Annotated in this window: 17 protein-coding genes and 1 pseudogene; 12 read left to right on the top strand and 6 right to left on the bottom strand. The window is 70.6% G+C overall.

What is annotated here, in order from left to right:
• The first annotated feature begins 179 nt into the window (after window positions 1-179).
• A complete protein-coding gene (locus tag AB0C27_RS54550; RefSeq protein WP_357862892.1) occupies window positions 180-371 on the top strand; it encodes a hypothetical protein in 192 nt (63 codons plus the stop codon).
• A 24-nt stretch (window positions 372-395) separates the two neighbouring features.
• Here the strand turns inward: AB0C27_RS54550 and AB0C27_RS54545 are convergent, their stop codons facing one another.
• A complete protein-coding gene (locus tag AB0C27_RS54545) occupies window positions 396-1,034 on the bottom strand; it encodes a helix-turn-helix domain-containing protein (RefSeq protein WP_357862890.1) in 639 nt (212 codons plus the stop codon).
• 61 nt (window positions 1,035-1,095) lie between these two features.
• Here AB0C27_RS54545 and AB0C27_RS54540 point away from each other — a divergent pair, with 61 nt between their 5' ends.
• From AB0C27_RS54540 to AB0C27_RS54530, 3 genes and pseudogenes are all read left to right on the top strand, one after another.
• Window positions 1,096-1,737, top strand: a complete 642-nt coding sequence (locus AB0C27_RS54540) for a class I SAM-dependent methyltransferase (RefSeq protein ID WP_357862888.1) — start codon at window positions 1,096-1,098, stop codon at window positions 1,735-1,737.
• A gap of 33 nt (window positions 1,738-1,770) precedes the next feature.
• A pseudogene (locus AB0C27_RS54535) lies at window positions 1,771-1,902 on the top strand (ABC-2 family transporter protein); the annotation flags it as partial.
• Between the two features lie 91 nt (window positions 1,903-1,993).
• The gene (locus AB0C27_RS54530; protein ID WP_357862955.1) at window positions 1,994-2,200 is read left to right on the top strand and encodes a hypothetical protein; all 207 of its coding nucleotides are present in this window, start codon (window positions 1,994-1,996) and stop codon (window positions 2,198-2,200) included.
• A gap of 70 nt (window positions 2,201-2,270) precedes the next feature.
• Here the strand turns inward: AB0C27_RS54530 and AB0C27_RS54525 are convergent, their stop codons facing one another.
• Window positions 2,271-2,651, bottom strand: a complete 381-nt coding sequence (locus AB0C27_RS54525; protein WP_357862886.1) for a hypothetical protein — start codon at window positions 2,649-2,651, stop codon at window positions 2,271-2,273.
• Window positions 2,652-2,984: 333 nt separating this feature from the next.
• On the opposite strand from AB0C27_RS54525, the gene AB0C27_RS54520 reads away from it, so the two are divergent.
• From AB0C27_RS54520 to AB0C27_RS54485, 8 genes are all read left to right on the top strand, one after another.
• Entirely contained in the window at window positions 2,985-4,112 is a 1,128-nt protein-coding gene (locus tag AB0C27_RS54520) for a serine hydrolase (protein WP_357862884.1), read from the top strand.
• Window positions 4,113-4,201: 89 nt separating this feature from the next.
• Window positions 4,202-5,854, top strand: a complete 1,653-nt coding sequence (gene mdcA, locus AB0C27_RS54515; RefSeq protein WP_357862882.1) for a malonate decarboxylase subunit alpha — start codon at window positions 4,202-4,204, stop codon at window positions 5,852-5,854.
• Window positions 5,855-5,861: 7 nt separating this feature from the next.
• The gene (locus AB0C27_RS54510; RefSeq protein WP_357862880.1) at window positions 5,862-6,722 is read left to right on the top strand and encodes a triphosphoribosyl-dephospho-CoA synthase; all 861 of its coding nucleotides are present in this window, start codon (window positions 5,862-5,864) and stop codon (window positions 6,720-6,722) included.
• The gene (locus AB0C27_RS54505) at window positions 6,710-7,000 is read left to right on the top strand and encodes a malonate decarboxylase subunit delta (protein WP_357862878.1); all 291 of its coding nucleotides are present in this window, start codon (window positions 6,710-6,712) and stop codon (window positions 6,998-7,000) included. The genes AB0C27_RS54510 and AB0C27_RS54505 overlap by 13 nt, the downstream gene beginning before the upstream one ends.
• Window positions 6,997-7,872, top strand: coding sequence for a biotin-independent malonate decarboxylase subunit beta (locus AB0C27_RS54500; protein ID WP_357862876.1), 876 nt, complete (start codon window positions 6,997-6,999; stop codon window positions 7,870-7,872). Before AB0C27_RS54505 ends, AB0C27_RS54500 begins: the two co-directional genes overlap by 4 nt.
• Complete coding sequence (locus tag AB0C27_RS54495; RefSeq protein ID WP_357862874.1) at window positions 7,869-8,735, top strand: biotin-independent malonate decarboxylase subunit gamma; 867 nt, start codon at window positions 7,869-7,871, stop codon at window positions 8,733-8,735. Before AB0C27_RS54500 ends, AB0C27_RS54495 begins: the two co-directional genes overlap by 4 nt.
• Complete coding sequence (locus tag AB0C27_RS54490) at window positions 8,726-9,349, top strand: malonate decarboxylase holo-ACP synthase (RefSeq protein ID WP_357862873.1); 624 nt, start codon at window positions 8,726-8,728, stop codon at window positions 9,347-9,349. Before AB0C27_RS54495 ends, AB0C27_RS54490 begins: the two co-directional genes overlap by 10 nt.
• The gene (locus AB0C27_RS54485) at window positions 9,346-10,287 is read left to right on the top strand and encodes an acyltransferase domain-containing protein (protein ID WP_357862871.1); all 942 of its coding nucleotides are present in this window, start codon (window positions 9,346-9,348) and stop codon (window positions 10,285-10,287) included. The genes AB0C27_RS54490 and AB0C27_RS54485 overlap by 4 nt, the downstream gene beginning before the upstream one ends.
• 423 nt (window positions 10,288-10,710) lie before the next feature.
• On the opposite strand, the gene AB0C27_RS54480 is transcribed toward AB0C27_RS54485, so the two are convergent.
• From AB0C27_RS54480 to AB0C27_RS54465, 4 genes are all read right to left on the bottom strand, one after another.
• On the bottom strand, window positions 10,711-11,205 hold the full coding sequence (locus tag AB0C27_RS54480; protein WP_357862953.1) for a flavin reductase family protein: 495 nt from the start codon (window positions 11,203-11,205) through the stop codon (window positions 10,711-10,713).
• Window position 11,206: 1 nt separating this feature from the next.
• Window positions 11,207-12,514: a coproporphyrinogen-III oxidase family protein gene (locus tag AB0C27_RS54475; protein WP_357862869.1), complete on the bottom strand. Its 1,308-nt coding sequence runs from the start codon at window positions 12,512-12,514 to the stop codon at window positions 11,207-11,209.
• Entirely contained in the window at window positions 12,511-14,982 is a 2,472-nt protein-coding gene (locus tag AB0C27_RS54470; protein WP_357862867.1) for a hypothetical protein, read from the bottom strand. Before AB0C27_RS54470 ends, AB0C27_RS54475 begins: the two co-directional genes overlap by 4 nt.
• A 104-nt stretch (window positions 14,983-15,086) precedes the next feature.
• Complete coding sequence (locus AB0C27_RS54465; RefSeq protein ID WP_357862865.1) at window positions 15,087-16,193, bottom strand: ThiF family adenylyltransferase; 1,107 nt, start codon at window positions 16,191-16,193, stop codon at window positions 15,087-15,089.

Raw genomic sequence — 16,193 nt, 5'->3', positions numbered from 1 at the left:
GGATCATGAAAAGGTGGTGGCCGGCCGCAGCGGCTCACCGGCAGGGAGATCGACGAGGCGTGGCTGAGCGGGTCGCACCTGTGGCTCGCCCTTCCCCATCGGCTGTGACGGCCAAGTGGTCTGTACCAGTGAGAATGAGACCTACGCGGTAACGGGAGAGCTTCAGGCGGAGGTCGAGCATGGGTGCGCTCGTGGCGGGGTTGTCGGTGGCCTGCGGGATCATCGTCGCGTTGGTGTGCTGGATCGTGCTGAAGGCCCTCGGCGCTGATGACGTGATGGCCTTCACCACGAGCGCTGGGGCTGTCGTCGTCGTCAGCGGGGCTGCGGTCGGGCTCGTTCAGTTCGCCAGGAACTTCGATAAGAAGCCTTGACCTGTCCCCTCTGCGAGGAATGCCTCAGTCAGGGGTGGCGCAGAGCTGGGAGGTCAAGGTGGTGCGAGCCCACTCCTCCCACGTGTCCGGTGACCAGCCGCGGTCGCGGACGAAGATCAGGTAGAGCTGCGGGCTGAGCAGCGCGAACAGCAGGTCGGCCGCCGTCCCGGCAGAGAGGCCGGGGCGGGCGTCGGGCTTGCGTACCAGCGCTTCGGCCGCCGCGTGCTGCACGGTGTAACGCGGGTCGGGGCCGTCCGGCCACTGTGCGGCGATCTCCGGGTCGGTGGCGGCAGCGGCGGCGATCAGCGGCATGATCGGGGCGACCCGGCCCAGGATCTCGCGGGTGCCGTGGACGTGCGCGCGCACCTGCCCGGCCGCGGTGGGCTCGGCGCACGCGGCGCGGAACCACTCGCGGTCCATGGTGGCGACCGGCTCGGCGTCCCCGGCGATCGACGTGTCGACGACGTCCTTGAACAGCGTGCGCTTGTTGCGGAAGACGAAATAGACCGTCTGTACGGCCACGCCCGCCCGGTCCGCGACCTCCTGCAGGCTCGTCGCCCCGTACCCCTGCGCGATGAACAGCTCGCGAGCCGCCTCGACGAGCTTCGCGCGGGTGCGGCGTGAGCGCTCGGCCCGCTTGTCCGGCCGCTTGACGTCGTCCATGGTGCGAGTATATCTCTAGAGTCAGTCACTAGAGTTCAACTCTAGATACCTGGAGGAGATCATGAACGCCACCCACAAGCCGGAACCGCGCGACCAGGAGGAGGAGACCGTCCACCGCGCGCTGGAGGGCTTCTACAGCGACGGCAAGCCGCCGTGGGACACCGGCGTGACGCCGCCCGAGCTGGTCGCCCTGACCGAGGGGCCGCGGCGCCTGCCGCCCGGCCGCGTGCTCGAACTCGGCTGCGGCACCGGCACCAACGCCGTCCACCTCGCCCGCCACGGCTGGGACGTGACGGCCGTCGACCTGATCGACCGCGCCGTCGAGCGGGCCAGGGCGAAGGCGGCAGAGGAGGGGGTGGCGGTACAGCTGCTGCACGGAGACGCCACCCGCCTCGACGAGCTGGACGCGCCGGGCCCGTTCGACCTGTTCTTCGACCTGAGCTGCTTCTGCGGGATCCCGCTGCACCGCCGCGACGCCTACGCCGCCGGGCTCACCCGCCGGGCCGCTCCCGGAGCGCGGCTGCTGATGTTCGGGTACGGCCCCGAGCCGCTCGCCAACCCGACCACCGAGATCGCGTCGTGGGCGGCCGGCGTCACCGCCGACGAGCTCAGCGCCAGGTTCACCGGCTGGGAGCTGCTCGACGTCACACCGGGCACCAACTCGGTGCCGACCTTCTGGTTCACGCTGGGCCGCGAAGTCTAGCCGCAGCTCGCGTCGTCGCTGATCGCGCTCGCCATGGTCTTCACCCGTGCGGACGACCTCAACGGCTGGCGGCTCGGCGAAGCCATCGTCCTGCTGGGCATCTTCCAGATCGTCAGCGGGCTGCGGGCCGCGTTCGTGGAGCCGAACGTGCAGTGGTTCAACGGCAAGATCAACAGTGGCAAGCTGGACGAGGTGCTGATCCAACCGGCGCCCGCGATCTTCGCTGGTCACCCTCGGCACCTGCGCGCCGCTGGCGTTGACCCTGGTCGTCCTCGGCGCCGGCGCCATCGTGCTCGGGATGCGGGAGGCCGGCGTGGCACCGACCGTCCTCGGCGTGCTCGGGTGGCTGATCCTCATCGTCGCGGCGACCGCGGTGATGTGGGCGACCCGCGTCCTGACGGCCGCCGTCGCCTTCTGGGCGCTCGGCCTCGAACTCGGTGTCGCGTACGACGCCCTCTGGTAGTTCGCCCGCTACCCGATACACCAGCGCGACAAGCTGACGCCGCGCTTGCGCGAAACTTGATCCGAGCAGGTCAAGCGGCATGTGTCGAGCGCTGAAGCAAAATAATGGATCTGTCCTGATCGACGGGGTTGAGTGCGGTGAACAGTTGACCATCGGTAAAACGAGGTGCCACCTGGTGTGCGATGGCCAGCGCCAGAGCGCTCTTTCCTGTTCCGGGCTTCCCTTTTATAAGAATTGAGTGAGCACCTTGCCGGATATGTTCGGCGAGGAGCTGGAGTTCCTGTTCGCGGCCGGCGAGAAAGGGGGGAGCCACCGGCAGGCTGGTGGGAATCAAGAACGTCGGGCGGCGTTCCCTGCGGTGGGAGAATTGCTGGGCGATGGCGAATGTGGTGACGATCATCGAAAAGGTCGAAGCGAGGACTAAAGCGACAATCCACACATCATCGGCCATAGTCCCTCCCCTGCCGACTTTAAGAGCAGAGTGACAGACGAACGTGGATTTGTCATCACTCTATGGAACGACATGATGCATTTCCGTAGGGTGGAGCCCGTCACTCCCGGCGGACTGAGTCGGCGATCGTGGAGGATGCTGGTGTCCGCCGTGTCCTGGAGCAGGCCGCGATGGGACAGATTCAGTGGGAACCGACGATGCGCCGCCCCACGTCCCGGCTTCCAGGACATTCGTCCCCCAAGGCCGGGGACACCTCGGAGATGATGGCGTATGACCTGTTGCCGGCTGGCGGCCCGTTCGGCCGTGCGGTGGATCACCCGCACAGTGCCGCTGTTGTCGCTCCTGGCGTCGGCCGGGTGCACCGACGCGGCATCGCCGCATCCGACAGCGGCGGCGAGCCCGGCGACCGTCGAGTGCGGCCGGATCGCGGGTGACGGGCGGACGTTCTACGAGAGCAATCCGACATATCGGGATCTGGGGGACGACGACGCGGCCTGGCCGAAGGCCGCGCCGGAGCGGCAGGGGATGGATCCCGCCAAACTGAACGCGGGACTGGCCGAGCTCGGGACCAACCCGTCCGTTGCCGGCGCGCTGGTCGTCCGGCACGGCCGGCTCGTGGCCGAACGCTATTTCCACGGCGGTGACGCACGGCAGAGCGACAACGTCCATTCGGTGTCGAAGAGCATCCTCCAGGCGCTGGTGCACATCGCCGTCGCGAAGGGCCACCTCACGAGCCTGGACGACCCGGTGGCCACCTATCTGCCGGAGTACTTCGGCGACGCGCCACCGGCCAAGAAGAAGATCACCATCCGGCACCTGCTGACCATGACGTCAGGCCTCGACTGGACGGAGGATTCGACCGAAAACCAGGTCGAGAAGGATTCGGACTGGATACGGGCGATTCTCGGCCGTCCGCTTGTCTCCGCCCCCGGCACGACGTACACCTACAGCACCGGCAACACCCACGTCGTCTCGGCCGTGCTGCAAAGGGCGACGCGCATGGACACCTGCCGGTTCGCCCACCGGCACCTCTTCGGACCGATGGGCATCACCGCCGAGCACTGGGGCCGCGACCCGCGAGGTGTCTTCTCCGGCGGGTACAACGTCTATCTGACGCCACGGGAAATGGCCAAGTTCGGCCTGCTCTATCTGAACGACGGCACATGGGACGGCCGGCCGCTCGTCCCCCAGGGCGCCGTGCGGGCGGCGCGGGCCCGGACCACGCAGGTGGATGACACGTTCGGCTATTCCGAGGGCTGGTGGACGCACACCGTCTCCGGACGTTCGACGTATTTCGCCTGGGGACACGGCGGGCAGTTCGTGTACGTGGTCCCCGGCGCGGACCTCGTCCTCGTGATCAGTGCGCGCACCGGCGACGACAGCGGCGACGACGGCGGCGAGGAGATCGACGCGCAGGCGTTCGTCCGCGACCACCTGCTGCCTTCCATCACCGGACGCTGACCCCCGTGCACAGGCTTTAGGCCCGCTTGGGTTAGTCACGCGCCGTTTGCGTGCACCACAACTGCGTCAACGCGGGATGGGGGCTGGTGATGGCGCGCACCAAGGTGGCCGCTCGAGACTGGACCCGGCGGCGGACCGCCAAACGGGACCGCTTGGAACGGGTCCGTCCCTTCGTCTCCGGCCGGGTGCTGGACGCCGCGCGGATGGGCGCGGCGCTTGAGGCGCTGCTGCGGCCCGGGGACCGGGTGGCGCTGGAAGGCGACAACCAGAAGCAGGCCGACTTCCTGGCCGAGGCGCTGGCCGGCTGCGATCCGCAGGCCGTGCACGACCTGCACCTGCTGATCTCCTCGATCAGCCTCAAAGAGCACCTCGACGTGTTCGAGCGAGGGGTGGCCCGCCGGCTCGACTTCGCCTACGCCGGTCCGCAGAGCGTGCGCATGGCGCAACTGCTGGCCGACGGCAAGGTCGAGGTCGGGGCGATCCACACGTACGTCGAGCTGTACGCGCGCATGTTCGTCGACCTCGTCCCGAACGTCGCGCTGCTCTGCGCCGAGCAGGCCGACCGCGACGGGAACCTGTTCACCGGCCCCAGCACCGAGGACACCCCGACCATCGCCGAGGCGGTGGCCTTCTCCGACGGCGTGACCGTCGTCCAGGTCAACGAGATCGTGGACCGGGTGCCTCGGGTGGACATCCCCGGCGACTGGGTGGACCTGATCGTGCAGAGCCCGCGGCCGTTCGCGCTGGAGCCGCTGTTCACCCGCGATCCCCGCCACATCGGCCAGGTGGAGATCCTCATGGCGATGATGACGCTGCGCGGCATCTACGAGCGGCACGGCGTGACCACGCTGAACCACGGCATCGGCTACGACACCGCGGCGATCGAGCTGCTCCTGCCCACGTACGGCGAGGAGCTGGGGCTGCGCGGGAAGATCTGCCGGCACTGGGCGCTCAACCCGCATCCGACGCTCATCCCCGCCATCGAGAGCGGCTGGGTCGAGTCGGTGCACTGCTTCGGCGGAGAACCGGGCACGGAGCGATATGTCGCCGCCCGCCCGGACGTGTTCTTCACCGGCCGTGACGGCTCGCTACGCTCGAACCGGGTGCTGTGCCAGCTCGCCGGCCAGTACGCCGTGGACCTGTTCATCGGGTCGTCGCTGCAGATCGACGGCAGCGCGAACTCCTCGACGGTCACCGAGGGCCGGCTGAGCGGTTTCGGCGGAGCGCCCAACATGGGACACGACCCGCACGGCCGCAGGCACCCCTCCGCCGCCTGGCTGAGCCTGCTCACCGGGCAGGCCCCGGCGCTGCGGGGCCGCAAACTCGTCGCGCAGATCACCCAGACCTTCCGCTCGGGCGGCGATCCGGCGTTCGTGGAGACGCTCGACGCGGTCCCGGTGGGCAAGGACGCGTCCATGCCGATCCCGCCGATCATGATCTACGGGGACGACGTCAGCCACGTGGTGACCGAGGAGGGCGTGGCGTACCTCTACAAAGCCTCGTCACTGGCCGAACGGCGTGAGGCGGTCGCCGCCGTCGCGGGCGCCACGGCGATCGGCAGGGAGATCGATGAGCGGCGCGTCGAGCAACTGCGCAGGGACGGGCTGGTCGCGCTGCCGGGAGACCTCAAGGTCGACGTACGCAAGGCGAAACGCTCGCTGCTGGCGGCCCGCAGCGTCGAGGATCTCGTGGCCTGGTCCGGCGGGCTGTACGACCCGCCCGCCCGGTTCCGGACCTGGTGACCCGCCTATGACCATGATCGAGCACGTGGCTCTGCTCGCGGACACGGCGGTCCTGTCGCTGTGCGCGGAAGCGGGGCTGAGTCCCAAACCCGGCCTGGTCGACGGCCGTGGCGGCGGCGCTCACGACGACATGGACCTGCCGCTCATGCTGGTCTCCGCCGAGGCGCTGCGGCCCGCGTTCCACGGGATCGCTCAGGCCGCGGCGCGGACGCCCGCCGGCGCCGGGCTCCGCGAGCGGCTGGGTGTGCTCGGCCGGCAGGGCGAGCGGGCGATGTCGCGGGCCACCGGGGGGATCAACACCCATCGCGGAGCCCTGTGGGCGCTCGGGCTGCTGGTCGCGGCCGTCGCCGGCGGCGCGGCCGGTGAACGCGCGGCCGCCCGCGCCGCGGCCCGGCTGGCCGCCCTGCCCGACCGGTGGGTTCCTGCGGGGGAGCCGTCCCACGGCGATCAGGCCCGGCGGCGTTACGGGGCGGGAGGCGCGCGCGGGGAGGCGGAGAACGCCTTCCCGCACGTCACCGAGGTCGCGCTGCCGCGGCTGCGGGCGGGCAGGGCGGCCGGTCTCGGCGAGGAGGCGGCCCGGCTGGACGCCTTGCTGGCCGTGATGAGCCTGCTCGACGACACCTGCGTGCTGCACCGCGGCGGCCCTGACGGCCTGCGTGCCGTACGGTCCGGCGCCCGGCGGGTCCTGGCCGAGGGAGGCGCGGGCACCGGCTCCGGCCGTGCCGCGCTCATGGAACTGGACGACGACCTGCGCGCGCGGCGCCTGTCACCGGGCGGGAGCGGCGATCTGCTGGCCGCCGCGCTCTTCCTCGACATGGTGCCGTGGCCGGAACGCGTTGAGCAGGAGGTGCTCGCATGCAGACGCTGAGCTACGAGTTCCCCGCGGACCGCCCGGCCGCCCGGCGCAGCCACGTCGGGGTGGTCGGCTCGGGGGATCTGGAGGTCCTGATGACTCCCGCGAACGGGATCGCCCGCGTGCGGGTGCGTACCAGTGTGGATGGGTTCGACACGGTGTGGCGGACGGTGCTGGAGCGTTTCTTCGCCCGTCACCCCGTGGCCGCGGACTTCGAGCTCAATGACTTCGGCGCCACGCCGGGCGTGGTGACCCTGCGCCTGCGGCAGGCCATCGAGGAGGGCAGGGCATGACGGTCACCGAGTGGGAGTCGCTGCTCGGCCGTACCAGCTTCATCGAACTGGACGCCAGAGAACGGGCGAAGGCGCTGCTGGACGAGGGCACGGCCCGCGAACTGTGCGGCCCCTTCGACCGCATCGAGTCGCCGTGGCTGGAGCCGCAGGGCGTCGTCCCGCAGTCCGACGACGGCGTCGTCGTGGTCAAGGGCGAGCTGGACGGGCGGCACGCGGTCGTGATCGGCATCGAACAGGCCTTCCAGGGCGGCGGGATCGGCGAGGTCTCCGGCGCGAAGATCGCCGCCGCGCTGTCGCTGGCGGCACGGGACAGCCGCGCCGGCACTCCGACCGCGGCGGTGCTGCTGCTGGAGACCGGCGGCGTCCGCCTCCAGGAGGCCAACCTGGGCCTGGCCACGGTGGCCGAGGTGTGCGCGGCGGTGCTGGAGCTGCGCACGCTCCAGCCCGTCGTGGGCGTCATCGCCGGGGCGCTGGGCTGTTTCGGCGGCGTGAGCATCGCCGCCGGACTGTGTACGAAGCTGATCATGACGGCGGAGAGCCGGCTCGGGCTCGACGGTCCCGAGGTGATCGAGTCTGAGGCGGGGATCGCCGAGTTCGACGCCTCCGACCATCCGCTGATCTGGTCGATCGACGGCGGGACGCAGCGCGTCAGGACCGGGCTGGCGGACGCGCTGGTCCTCGACGACGTCGCCGCGCTGCGGGCCGCCGTGGTCGAGGCCGTGCGGGAGGGTGTGCCCGCTGACCCTCGCTCGCGGCGGATCGGGGAACTGCGGGCTCGCCTGGAGGCCGTGGATCCCGCGCATCCGCCTGCTCCGGCCGAGCTCGCGGCGGTGTGGGGGAGACTCGCGCGGCCGGGGGGAGATGCGGGATGAGTCGTGGGTTGAACTGGACGCACGCGCTCGCGGACGGGGCGGTGAACGCCGTCGTGCCGTCCGTGATCACCGCTGATTGCCGGCTGGGGGACGACAGCGCCCGGATCGTCACCGTTGTGCCGGACCCGGCGAGTCCCTTTCACCGTGCGCGCCAGGGGGAGGTCGGGCTGCGCGAAGGGCTCGCCATCGCCGAGGCGGTGACCGAGGTGGTCGCCGCGGCCGGGCCGGCGAGCGACGGGCAGCCGCGTGGCGGACGGCCGGGTCAGGGGCAGCCGGGTGACGGGCAGCCGGGTGACGGGCGCCGCCGCCCGATCGTCGCCGTGGTCGATCTGCCCAGCCAGGCTTACGGGCGCGTCGAGGAACTGCTCGGCATCCACCACGCGCTGGCCGCCGCCGTGGACGCCTACGCCACCGCCAGGACGGCCGGGCATCCGGTCATCACGCTCATCGTCGGGAACGCCCTGTCCGGCGGGCTGCTCGCGCACGGTCTGCAGGCGAACCAGATCCTGGCGCTGGACGATCCCGGCGTGGTGATCCACGCCATGCACAAGGAGGCCGCGGCCAAGGTGACCCTCAGGACGGTGGCCGAGCTCGACGAACTGGCCGGACGGTTCCCGCCGCTGTCGTACGACGTCGGCGACTGGGCCAAGCTCGGCCTGTGCGACGAGCTGCTGCGGGTGGAGAACGCCGGCCAGCCGACCAACGAGGACGTCACGAAGGTGAGGAACGCGCTGGCCACCGCCGTCGTACGGGCCAGGAAAGGGCCCCGAGACCTGAGCAACCGTCTCAACTCGCCGGGCGCTCTGCAGACCAGGGCGGCTTCGCGGCGCATCCACGAGGAGCTCGCGCGGCAATGGGGGTGACGGCGCGCCCGCACGACCTGATCCGGCTCGCGGGCGGCGCGGTGGCCGGTGCCGAGCTGCCCGGATGGGCCGTGGCGTCGCTGGCGGCCTGCGGCTGGGCCGTCGTACGGCGGGCACCGCACCCGCCCGGCCTGATCCCCATCGGGGTACGCGGACCTCAGCGGTCACAGCGCCACGCCACCTTCGTCCCTGCGGAGGAGGTGACCCGCCACGTGCCCCCGGAAGAGCTGAACCACCCACACCCGCACGCCACCCTGCCCACCGCTCTGTGCGACACCCTGTCCGCCGTCGGCCCGCTGCTGGCCCAGGAGTTGGGGCGCGAGGCCGTCTGGGGCCCGGTCGGCAGTGTCGGTTTCGAGCTGGCCACCGGGCACCGGGTCACCCACCCCGCCAGCGACCTCGACCTGCTCGTACGCATGCCCCACAGACTGCCCCCAGCAACAGCCGCCCGCCTGGTGACGGCCTTCACCACCCTCCCCAGCCGGGTCGACTGCCAGCTGGAAACCCCGCCCGGCGGGATCAGCCTGAGCGAGTGGGCCCGTACCGGCGGCCCGGCCCTGGTTCGCACCCCGCACGGCCCCGAACTGGTCGACGACCCCTGGGCAAGCCCATGACGGTCGCCTTCCTCTACCCCGGCCAGGGCACCCAGCGACCCGGAATGCTGCACGACCTGCCCGGCCATCCGGCCGTCGCCGCGACCCTCACCGAGGCCGAACGCATCCTGCCCGGTTCGTCCACGCAGGACGACGCGCGGGCACTGGCGTCGACCGTCACCACGCAGGTCGCGCTCTGCGTCGCCGGCGTCGCCACGACCAGGGCGCTCGCCGCTGAGGGCGCCGATCCCGACGCCGTGGCTGGCCACTCCGCCGGCGCGTTCCCCGCCGCCGTCACGGCCGGCGTGCTCACCTTCGCCGAAGCCCTCATGGCCGTACGCCACCGCGCCGAGCTCATGCGCGACGCCTACCCGTCCGGGTACGGCATGGCCGCCGTGCTCGGGCTCGGCGTGCCCAGGGCCCGCGCCCTGATCGAATCGGTCACGACCGCGGACGACCCGGCGTACCTGGCCGTCATCGACGCCGACCAGCAGGTCGTGGCCGCCGGCAGTGACCGCGCGCTGGACCGCCTCGACGCGGCGGCAGAGCGGGCCGGCGCGCGGCGGGTGCAGCGGCTGGACATCGGCGTCCCCTCGCACTGCCCGCTGCTGGCCGGGGTCGCCGACGCCATGGCGGCCCACCTCGGCACGGTGCCCAGGCGCGCCGTCACCGTCACCTACCTCGGCGGACGCACCGGCCGCCCGCTCCGGGACGCGGACGCCGTCCTCGACGACCTGGCCCGCGGGGTCGCCGCCACCCTGCGCTGGCGGGACGTCGTGGCCCTGCTCGGCGAGCTCGGCACGACGCTGTTCGTCCAGGCGCCGCCCGGGCACGTGCTCGCCCGCATCGCGGGGGCCGCGAACCCCCGCGCCCGCGCGATCACGCTGGCCCGCACGTCCGTCGCCGACGCGGTGGAGCTGACCCGCCGTGCCCGCGCGACGGACGTACGAACAGCGTGATCATCACCTGTGGCGGTAATCGTCGCGACGCTCGTCGTCGTCTCGTTCGCGGTCCTCGGGCGGGATGGGGTACGGATCGTCCGGCGCGTCCGGAACGGGTGGGACCGGGATGGGATCCGCCGCGACCGCGGTGGTCGTCCCAGCGGTGTGAGCCGAGCCGGGCCCGGCGGACCAGACGGAGCCGATGAGTACGGATGCCATCACTGCGGCTGACATGAGCAGGCGTTCGAACATCGAAATCACTCCCGTGCGCGATGAGAACCATGGCAGGTAGGAGATGACCGGGCGTCGATGCCGCCCCCGAAGCGCCGACACGGCGCGCGAAGCACCTTCAACGCTAGCGGAGCCACACCGCGCGGTCTCTCCGCGGGAGGCAAAGTCTTCCCCAGGGCCATCCGCACGGCATGGCGCGCTCGCCTCCGATCAGCCGCCCGTCACGAACGTGCCGTAACTGCGGTCATGGCGGAGCAGCGGCTCTCCTCCGCCACCGAGTGCGGCCTCCACGAGAGCGACCACGATGATGTGATCGCCCACCCGCATGTGGCTCTCCGACGTGCACAGGAAAACAGCGTGGGCGTGCGCCAGCAGAGGACAGCCCTCCACCTCGGCGAGCTTCGTGTCCGCGAACTTCTCCCGCCCCGCGCCCGCGAACGTGATCGCCGTCTCACGCTGGTCGGACGCGAGCACGTTCACCGTGAATCGGACGCCCGACCGGATGACCGCGAACGTCTCAGAGTCGTCACCGAAGCACAGGACGAACCGCGGCGGGGACAAGGTGAGCGGGGTGATCGAGGTCATCGTCATCCCGGCCAACATGTCCCCGGCTCTCGCTGTCACCACGCAGACCCCGCTGGGCAGGCGCGCGAAGGCAGACCTGAACGCCTCCCTGGAACGGTTCGCCCGAGCCGCCGCCCTCATCTCAGGAGCGCTGGTCACGAGGCGATCCAGTCTGTGATCTGGCGTAGGAGATGAGCCGCCGGTGCCAGGCACGCCCTTGTCCCGTGAGATGAACGGCATCGGGGCCGACCTCGATCAGCCCGCCGCCGGCTAGCTCCGCCATCTCGTCCCGGAAGTCGTCCAACAGGGCGGTGCCGAACGCGTCCTCGTACACGCGGAAGTCGACCGAGTAATAGTGCAGGGCGTTGAACAGATAGCGTTCGCGCCGTTGGCGCGCGGTCATCTGAGGGGAGACGAACGTGACGAGGTGCTCGCCCCGCCGCACCGCGTCTATGTAGGCGCCGGTGTTCTTCGCCGTGGCGAACCGGCGGTGGTTGATCAGGCCGTAGGCCCCTGGCCCGACGCCGAGCACCTCGACGTCAGGACGGCGGTGCGTCCAATGGTTGTAGCGGTTCTCGTATCCGGGCTTGGCGAAGTAGTCGAACATGTACATCTCGAAGCCGGCTTGTTCCGCCGCCTCGACAACGTCCTCGTACATGCGCTGCACCGCGGGGGCGCTCGTACCGAGCATCTGAGGGACCTTGCCACGCTCGATGAGTCGCTGCTGCGGTGTTCCCTCATGCACCCGGTACTCGTAGATGGTGAAATGGCGGACGTCCAGTTCACCGAGCTGCTCCAGGTCGCGTTGCCACACTTCGCGGCGCTGGCCGGGCAGGTTGTACATCATGTCGAACTGGACGTTGTCGAAACCGTGCCGCTTCAGCTCGTGCAGGGCCGAGATGCTCTGGTTCGCCGCGTGCGGGGAACCGATGGTCCTCAAGGTGTCCGGATCGAAGGACTGCACACCCAAGCTCACCCTGGAAATGCCAGAATCGGCCACGTAACGGCTCTTGTCTGGGGTGAAGTCGGACGCATTCCCCTCCAGCGTGATCTCGCAGTCGTCGGCCAGGGAGAAGTTCGTCTCGATCGCACTCATAACGTTGCGGAGGTGTTCGGTGCCGAGGATGGATCCCGTGCCGCCGCCGATGTACACGGCCCGGACCCTGCCGGTTCGCCACCTGCGGTAAGAGGCCCACCGCTCCAGGTCGGCGACCAGCGCCGAGACGTAGGCGCTTTCCATCCCGCGAGGGTCGCGCGGTGACAGCAGGTTCACGAAGTACGGGCACGCACGGCACCTGACGCGGCAGAACGGGATCGAGATGTAGAGAAGGAAATCGCCGCCCACCTCATCCACGGCGAATTCTCCGGCCACCACCCGGTGGCCGGACGTGTTCTGGTCGAGCGCCGGCAGTGACGGCAGCATGGCGGGCCGTCTTTCGATCAGGGTCATCTGCTCTCCAAGAGTTGCTTGGCGGGGCCGCCCGGCGCCCCGATGACGATCGCGGGCTGGTTCGCCGACCAGCGGGTCAGACAGGCGTGGATCTCGTCGGTGCTCACCGCGTCGACGCCGGTGCGGAGCGCCGTGCGGGTGCCGTCGTCCGCCACAGCGTCGGCCGCCCTCGTGGCCAGGGGCGGGGTCCTCACGAGTGCGTTGAACGCCGCCGATTTCGCGACGCGTACCTCGTGTTCGCCGGGGTCAGCCGCCTGTTTGACGGCATCCACCACGTGAGCGAGTGCGACGTGCGCGTCCGGGGTTCCCATGAACGTGATCGTCATGGCACCGAGCCACCACATCGGTTCAACGCGGCTCCCGTGCGCGCCGAGGGCCCGAACGGTGCCGTAAAGACGACGGCGGATCATGCAAGCGGCGACGATCTCGGCCGCCGATCCGCGCCGCACCGCTTCTGAGCCCTCGAAAGCCAGCACCGCGCTGCCCGGAGCCGCCGCCACCGCGTGGTCTGGTTGGCGTGGATCGAGTCTGCCCGGCGGCAGCGCGCGGCGGGGGACGCCGAATTCCAGCCACTCTTCCGTCTCGTCCGGTTCCTCCGAATCACCGGTGAGAACGATCGTGCGGGGCCGCACCGCCAGGTCTCTGAGCATTTCCGCGACGGCGCGCTGATCGGCGGCTGCTTGCACGTGCCGGATGAGGTACAGGGCGGCAGCCGAGCCCGACACCTGGGCAGCGGCCGTGTCGTGCGGGCGCCGCGCCTTCGCCGGACCGCTGGTTCGCCGCCCAGCCCGCAGGCATGCCTGCACCACCTGATCGGGGGCGTTCTCGAGGAACGACAGCCGTTGCCGCACCCACGCGCGGACGTCCCGGGCGTCTTCCGCGTGGTGGGTGATGGTGATGCGCAACCGTGCGTCGTATCGATCCACGTCACTGTCCGCCGCGCGCACGACCGGCTCGACGGCACAACGCCACCGCTGTGCCGTGAACACGGCCCCGACGCTCCTCACCATCGAGAGCATCGTGTCCGGAAGCCCATTGAGCACGATGTCGATCACGACGTGGGCGACGCCCTGGGTATCGGTCCGCCAGCTCCACACGTCAAGCTCGTCGTCAACGCGGCTCGGACCACACGATTCCGATGCCTCCGCGCGCATCGCCGGGAGTCCTGACAGGGCGGCTTCGGCAGGTCTGGACAGGGTCTCCCTCCGGGGCGCGGGCGGGGGCGCATGGCGGGGCGCAGGAAGGGTCGCGTGTCCTGGGGGTGACAGGCGGACGAAGCGAGACGCGTCGCCGGGCAGGAGACCGAGGATCCGATCGGGCTCTTCGATCACCTCCTGGACATGGCGTTCCCTGTCGACCACGCCCAGAGGATCCGCACCGTGGACGATCGGGCCCACCGCGTCGAGGGCCAGCCGTACCTCCCACGGCTCCGGCGGGTTCGTCCGGCCGCTTCTGTCGCGTAGGTCCAGCAGTACGCTACGGGCCGTCGCGCGGATCGCGTCGGGGCCGAAAGGTGACCCTGACAGGACCTCGGCAAGGTCGGACAGCACCGGTTGGGGCTCAGTTCCCTGAGGGCAGATCGCGCCGGCCATCAGAATGGTGTGCGGGTAGTGCGTATGCACGCCAGTGGCGGGCGAGATGCCGACCCCGCTGTGCCGGGCGAACACGCCCCGCAGGTCCGAGCGGTCGTCGCGGATCATCGTCTGGGCGAGGATCTGGGCCCTCATGACCGCACCGTTGTCCGCCGTCGGCTCCAGCGGCACGGCGATGACGGCATGCGGGGCCGTCTCGGTACCGTTCTCGTCGTGAGGTCGCGAGCCCAGATCAGGCACCGGATGCACGGCGGGCGGCAGCGGGCCTGGGTTCATGGGCCGGTCGAGGATCACGGCACGGTGGAAACACGATGCGGAGATCGGGCCCACGGTGAGGAGACAGGCCCGTTCGGGCCGGATGTACGCGGCGTGGTAGCGGCGGGCGTCCTCGGCTCGCACTTGGCGGAGTTCGTGCGGATCGTTGCCCTGGGCGCGCAGAGTGCGCAGGGCGGCGGGCGAGTACAGGACGCGGGCCGCGGCGTCCACCGTGGCCGAACGAGGGTCTCTCGCCCGCGCGTTCGCCTCGGCCCAGACCACGCCCCGCACGACCCCGCCCTCGACCGAGATCGCTTCCTCAGCGAACGCGTGGTCGTCGAGGAGGGGATGAAAGGCGCTGTCTGTCAGCACGGAGGCCAGCATGGCGGCCATGTCCGGCGACGGCGTCGCGGCCAGCAGGCTCAGGTGATCGGGGCCGGTGAACGCGTTGAGGAAGGAGACGTTGCCGGCGTTCAGCAGGGATGGGAACAGGTGCCTATCGGGGTGGTCACGCGAGCCGCAGCCCATCCAGTGCTCCAGCATGTGCGGCACACCGGCGTGTTCGTCCGTTGGCGTGGCGAAGGCCAACGCCACCGCGAAACCGTCGGACGGGGTGTCCACATGGACATGCCGCAGGCCGGTGGCCGCGTGCGTGTAGAGCGAGACGGTTCCCGCTGGTAAGGCGCGGGCGGCTTGGAGCGTGAATCGCCCGGATTCCGCGGAGCTCATGAACCCCCCTGATCGTAACCGGCACGGCCTTCACCGCTGCAGACGGGGCATTTGGGGTGCGGCATCAGCGGACGGACGGCGGAGGTGCTGTCCGGCCTCCACTCCCACAAGGCGTTCACGGTAATGGGCGGGCCGAGCCGGCCCAGGTATCGGAGGACTTCCATGGTCGCCACGCTCGCCGTCACGCTCGCCCACGGGGCAAGGCTGCCGGAGGTGCCCCGGGGCAGGCGCCGCAGCCGTTCGACGACCGAGGGGAAGCCGGGGCGGGCCTCGGCCTGCTCGGCCCATTCACACATGGGGCAGGCGCTCTGCCCGGGAAGGTAGAAAGGGCCGACGCGCAGGCCACTGGGATGCAGTAGCGGGCGGCCAGCCGTGCGGCAGGCCTCCGCGAGCCACTGCCGGATGAGCCAAACCGGCTGGTCGGCGGCGCCTACGACGAGGTCGGCATCCGCGACCAGCTCGGCGATCGAACCCGCGTCCGTGACGGTGGCTTGCACGGGACGGACCCGGCAGCGGGGGACGAACCGGCGCAGGCGTTCCTCCGCCGCCTCGACCTTGGGCCGGCCGATGTCAGCCTCGTCGAACAGGATCGACCGGTTGAGGTTGGACGCCTCCACCACATCCGGATCGACGACGACCAGTTCGCCCACGCCGCAGCAGGCCAAGCCGTAAAGGAGCCAGCTGGCCATGCCTCCGGAGCCGACGACGACGACGCGGGTGCTGAGGAGCCCGCGCAAGCGTTCGTATCGCGAGGGCCCGTTGGCCGTCTCGAATTCGGAGAAGTAGTGCAGGGTTCGGTCGTACCGTGCCAGGTCGGCGTCGGTGAGGCCGGTGTCGCTCGGAGCGGTCTCGAGAAACCCCGCGTTCCTGCACAGGTCGAAGATCTCCTGTGCCCGGCCCCCGTCGCCGGACAGTCGGCGTTCGCCGTCCGTGACGCCTTCGGCCAGCAGGTGCATGATCTGTTCTTCCCGCTCGGCGAACGGGGCGATGCGGAGGGTCCTCTCGCCCAGGCGGAGGATCAGCGACTCCGGCATCGGCAGCAACTGAACGCGTCCTCGTAGCCGCCACGCGGTCGTACTCTCTGTCGTCATGATCGTGTACAC

Origin of the sequence: Nonomuraea sp. NPDC048882 (assembly GCF_040649755.1) — a bacterium.
In the GTDB taxonomy this organism is placed as follows: Bacteria; Actinomycetota; Actinomycetes; order Streptosporangiales; family Streptosporangiaceae; genus Nonomuraea; species Nonomuraea maheshkhaliensis.
The sequence above is the reverse complement of the archived record's forward strand: the minus strand, read 5'-3'. Positions and strand labels throughout refer to the sequence as shown.

What these genes read in the sequence shown, in the direction of transcription:
- AB0C27_RS54505 (WP_357862878.1), top strand. Translation starts at nt 6,710, where the DNA reads ATGCAGACGCTGAGCTACGAGTTCCCCGCGGACCGCCCGGCCGCCCGG.
- AB0C27_RS54475 (WP_357862869.1), bottom strand. Translation starts at nt 12,514, where the DNA reads ATGACCCTGATCGAAAGACGGCCCGCCATGCTGCCGTCACTGCCGGCG.
- AB0C27_RS54540 (WP_357862888.1), top strand. Translation starts at nt 1,096, where the DNA reads ATGAACGCCACCCACAAGCCGGAACCGCGCGACCAGGAGGAGGAGACC.
- AB0C27_RS54490 (WP_357862873.1), top strand. Translation starts at nt 8,726, where the DNA reads ATGGGGGTGACGGCGCGCCCGCACGACCTGATCCGGCTCGCGGGCGGC.
- AB0C27_RS54550 (WP_357862892.1), top strand. Translation starts at nt 180, where the DNA reads ATGGGTGCGCTCGTGGCGGGGTTGTCGGTGGCCTGCGGGATCATCGTC.
- AB0C27_RS54545 (WP_357862890.1), bottom strand. Translation starts at nt 1,034, where the DNA reads ATGGACGACGTCAAGCGGCCGGACAAGCGGGCCGAGCGCTCACGCCGC.
- AB0C27_RS54495 (WP_357862874.1), top strand. Translation starts at nt 7,869, where the DNA reads ATGAGTCGTGGGTTGAACTGGACGCACGCGCTCGCGGACGGGGCGGTG.
- AB0C27_RS54500 (WP_357862876.1), top strand. Translation starts at nt 6,997, where the DNA reads ATGACGGTCACCGAGTGGGAGTCGCTGCTCGGCCGTACCAGCTTCATC.
- AB0C27_RS54525 (WP_357862886.1), bottom strand. Translation starts at nt 2,651, where the DNA reads ATGGCCGATGATGTGTGGATTGTCGCTTTAGTCCTCGCTTCGACCTTT.
- AB0C27_RS54480 (WP_357862953.1), bottom strand. Translation starts at nt 11,205, where the DNA reads ATGAGGGCGGCGGCTCGGGCGAACCGTTCCAGGGAGGCGTTCAGGTCT.
- AB0C27_RS54510 (WP_357862880.1), top strand. Translation starts at nt 5,862, where the DNA reads ATGACCATGATCGAGCACGTGGCTCTGCTCGCGGACACGGCGGTCCTG.
- mdcA (WP_357862882.1), top strand. Translation starts at nt 4,202, where the DNA reads ATGGCGCGCACCAAGGTGGCCGCTCGAGACTGGACCCGGCGGCGGACC.
- AB0C27_RS54485 (WP_357862871.1), top strand. Translation starts at nt 9,346, where the DNA reads ATGACGGTCGCCTTCCTCTACCCCGGCCAGGGCACCCAGCGACCCGGA.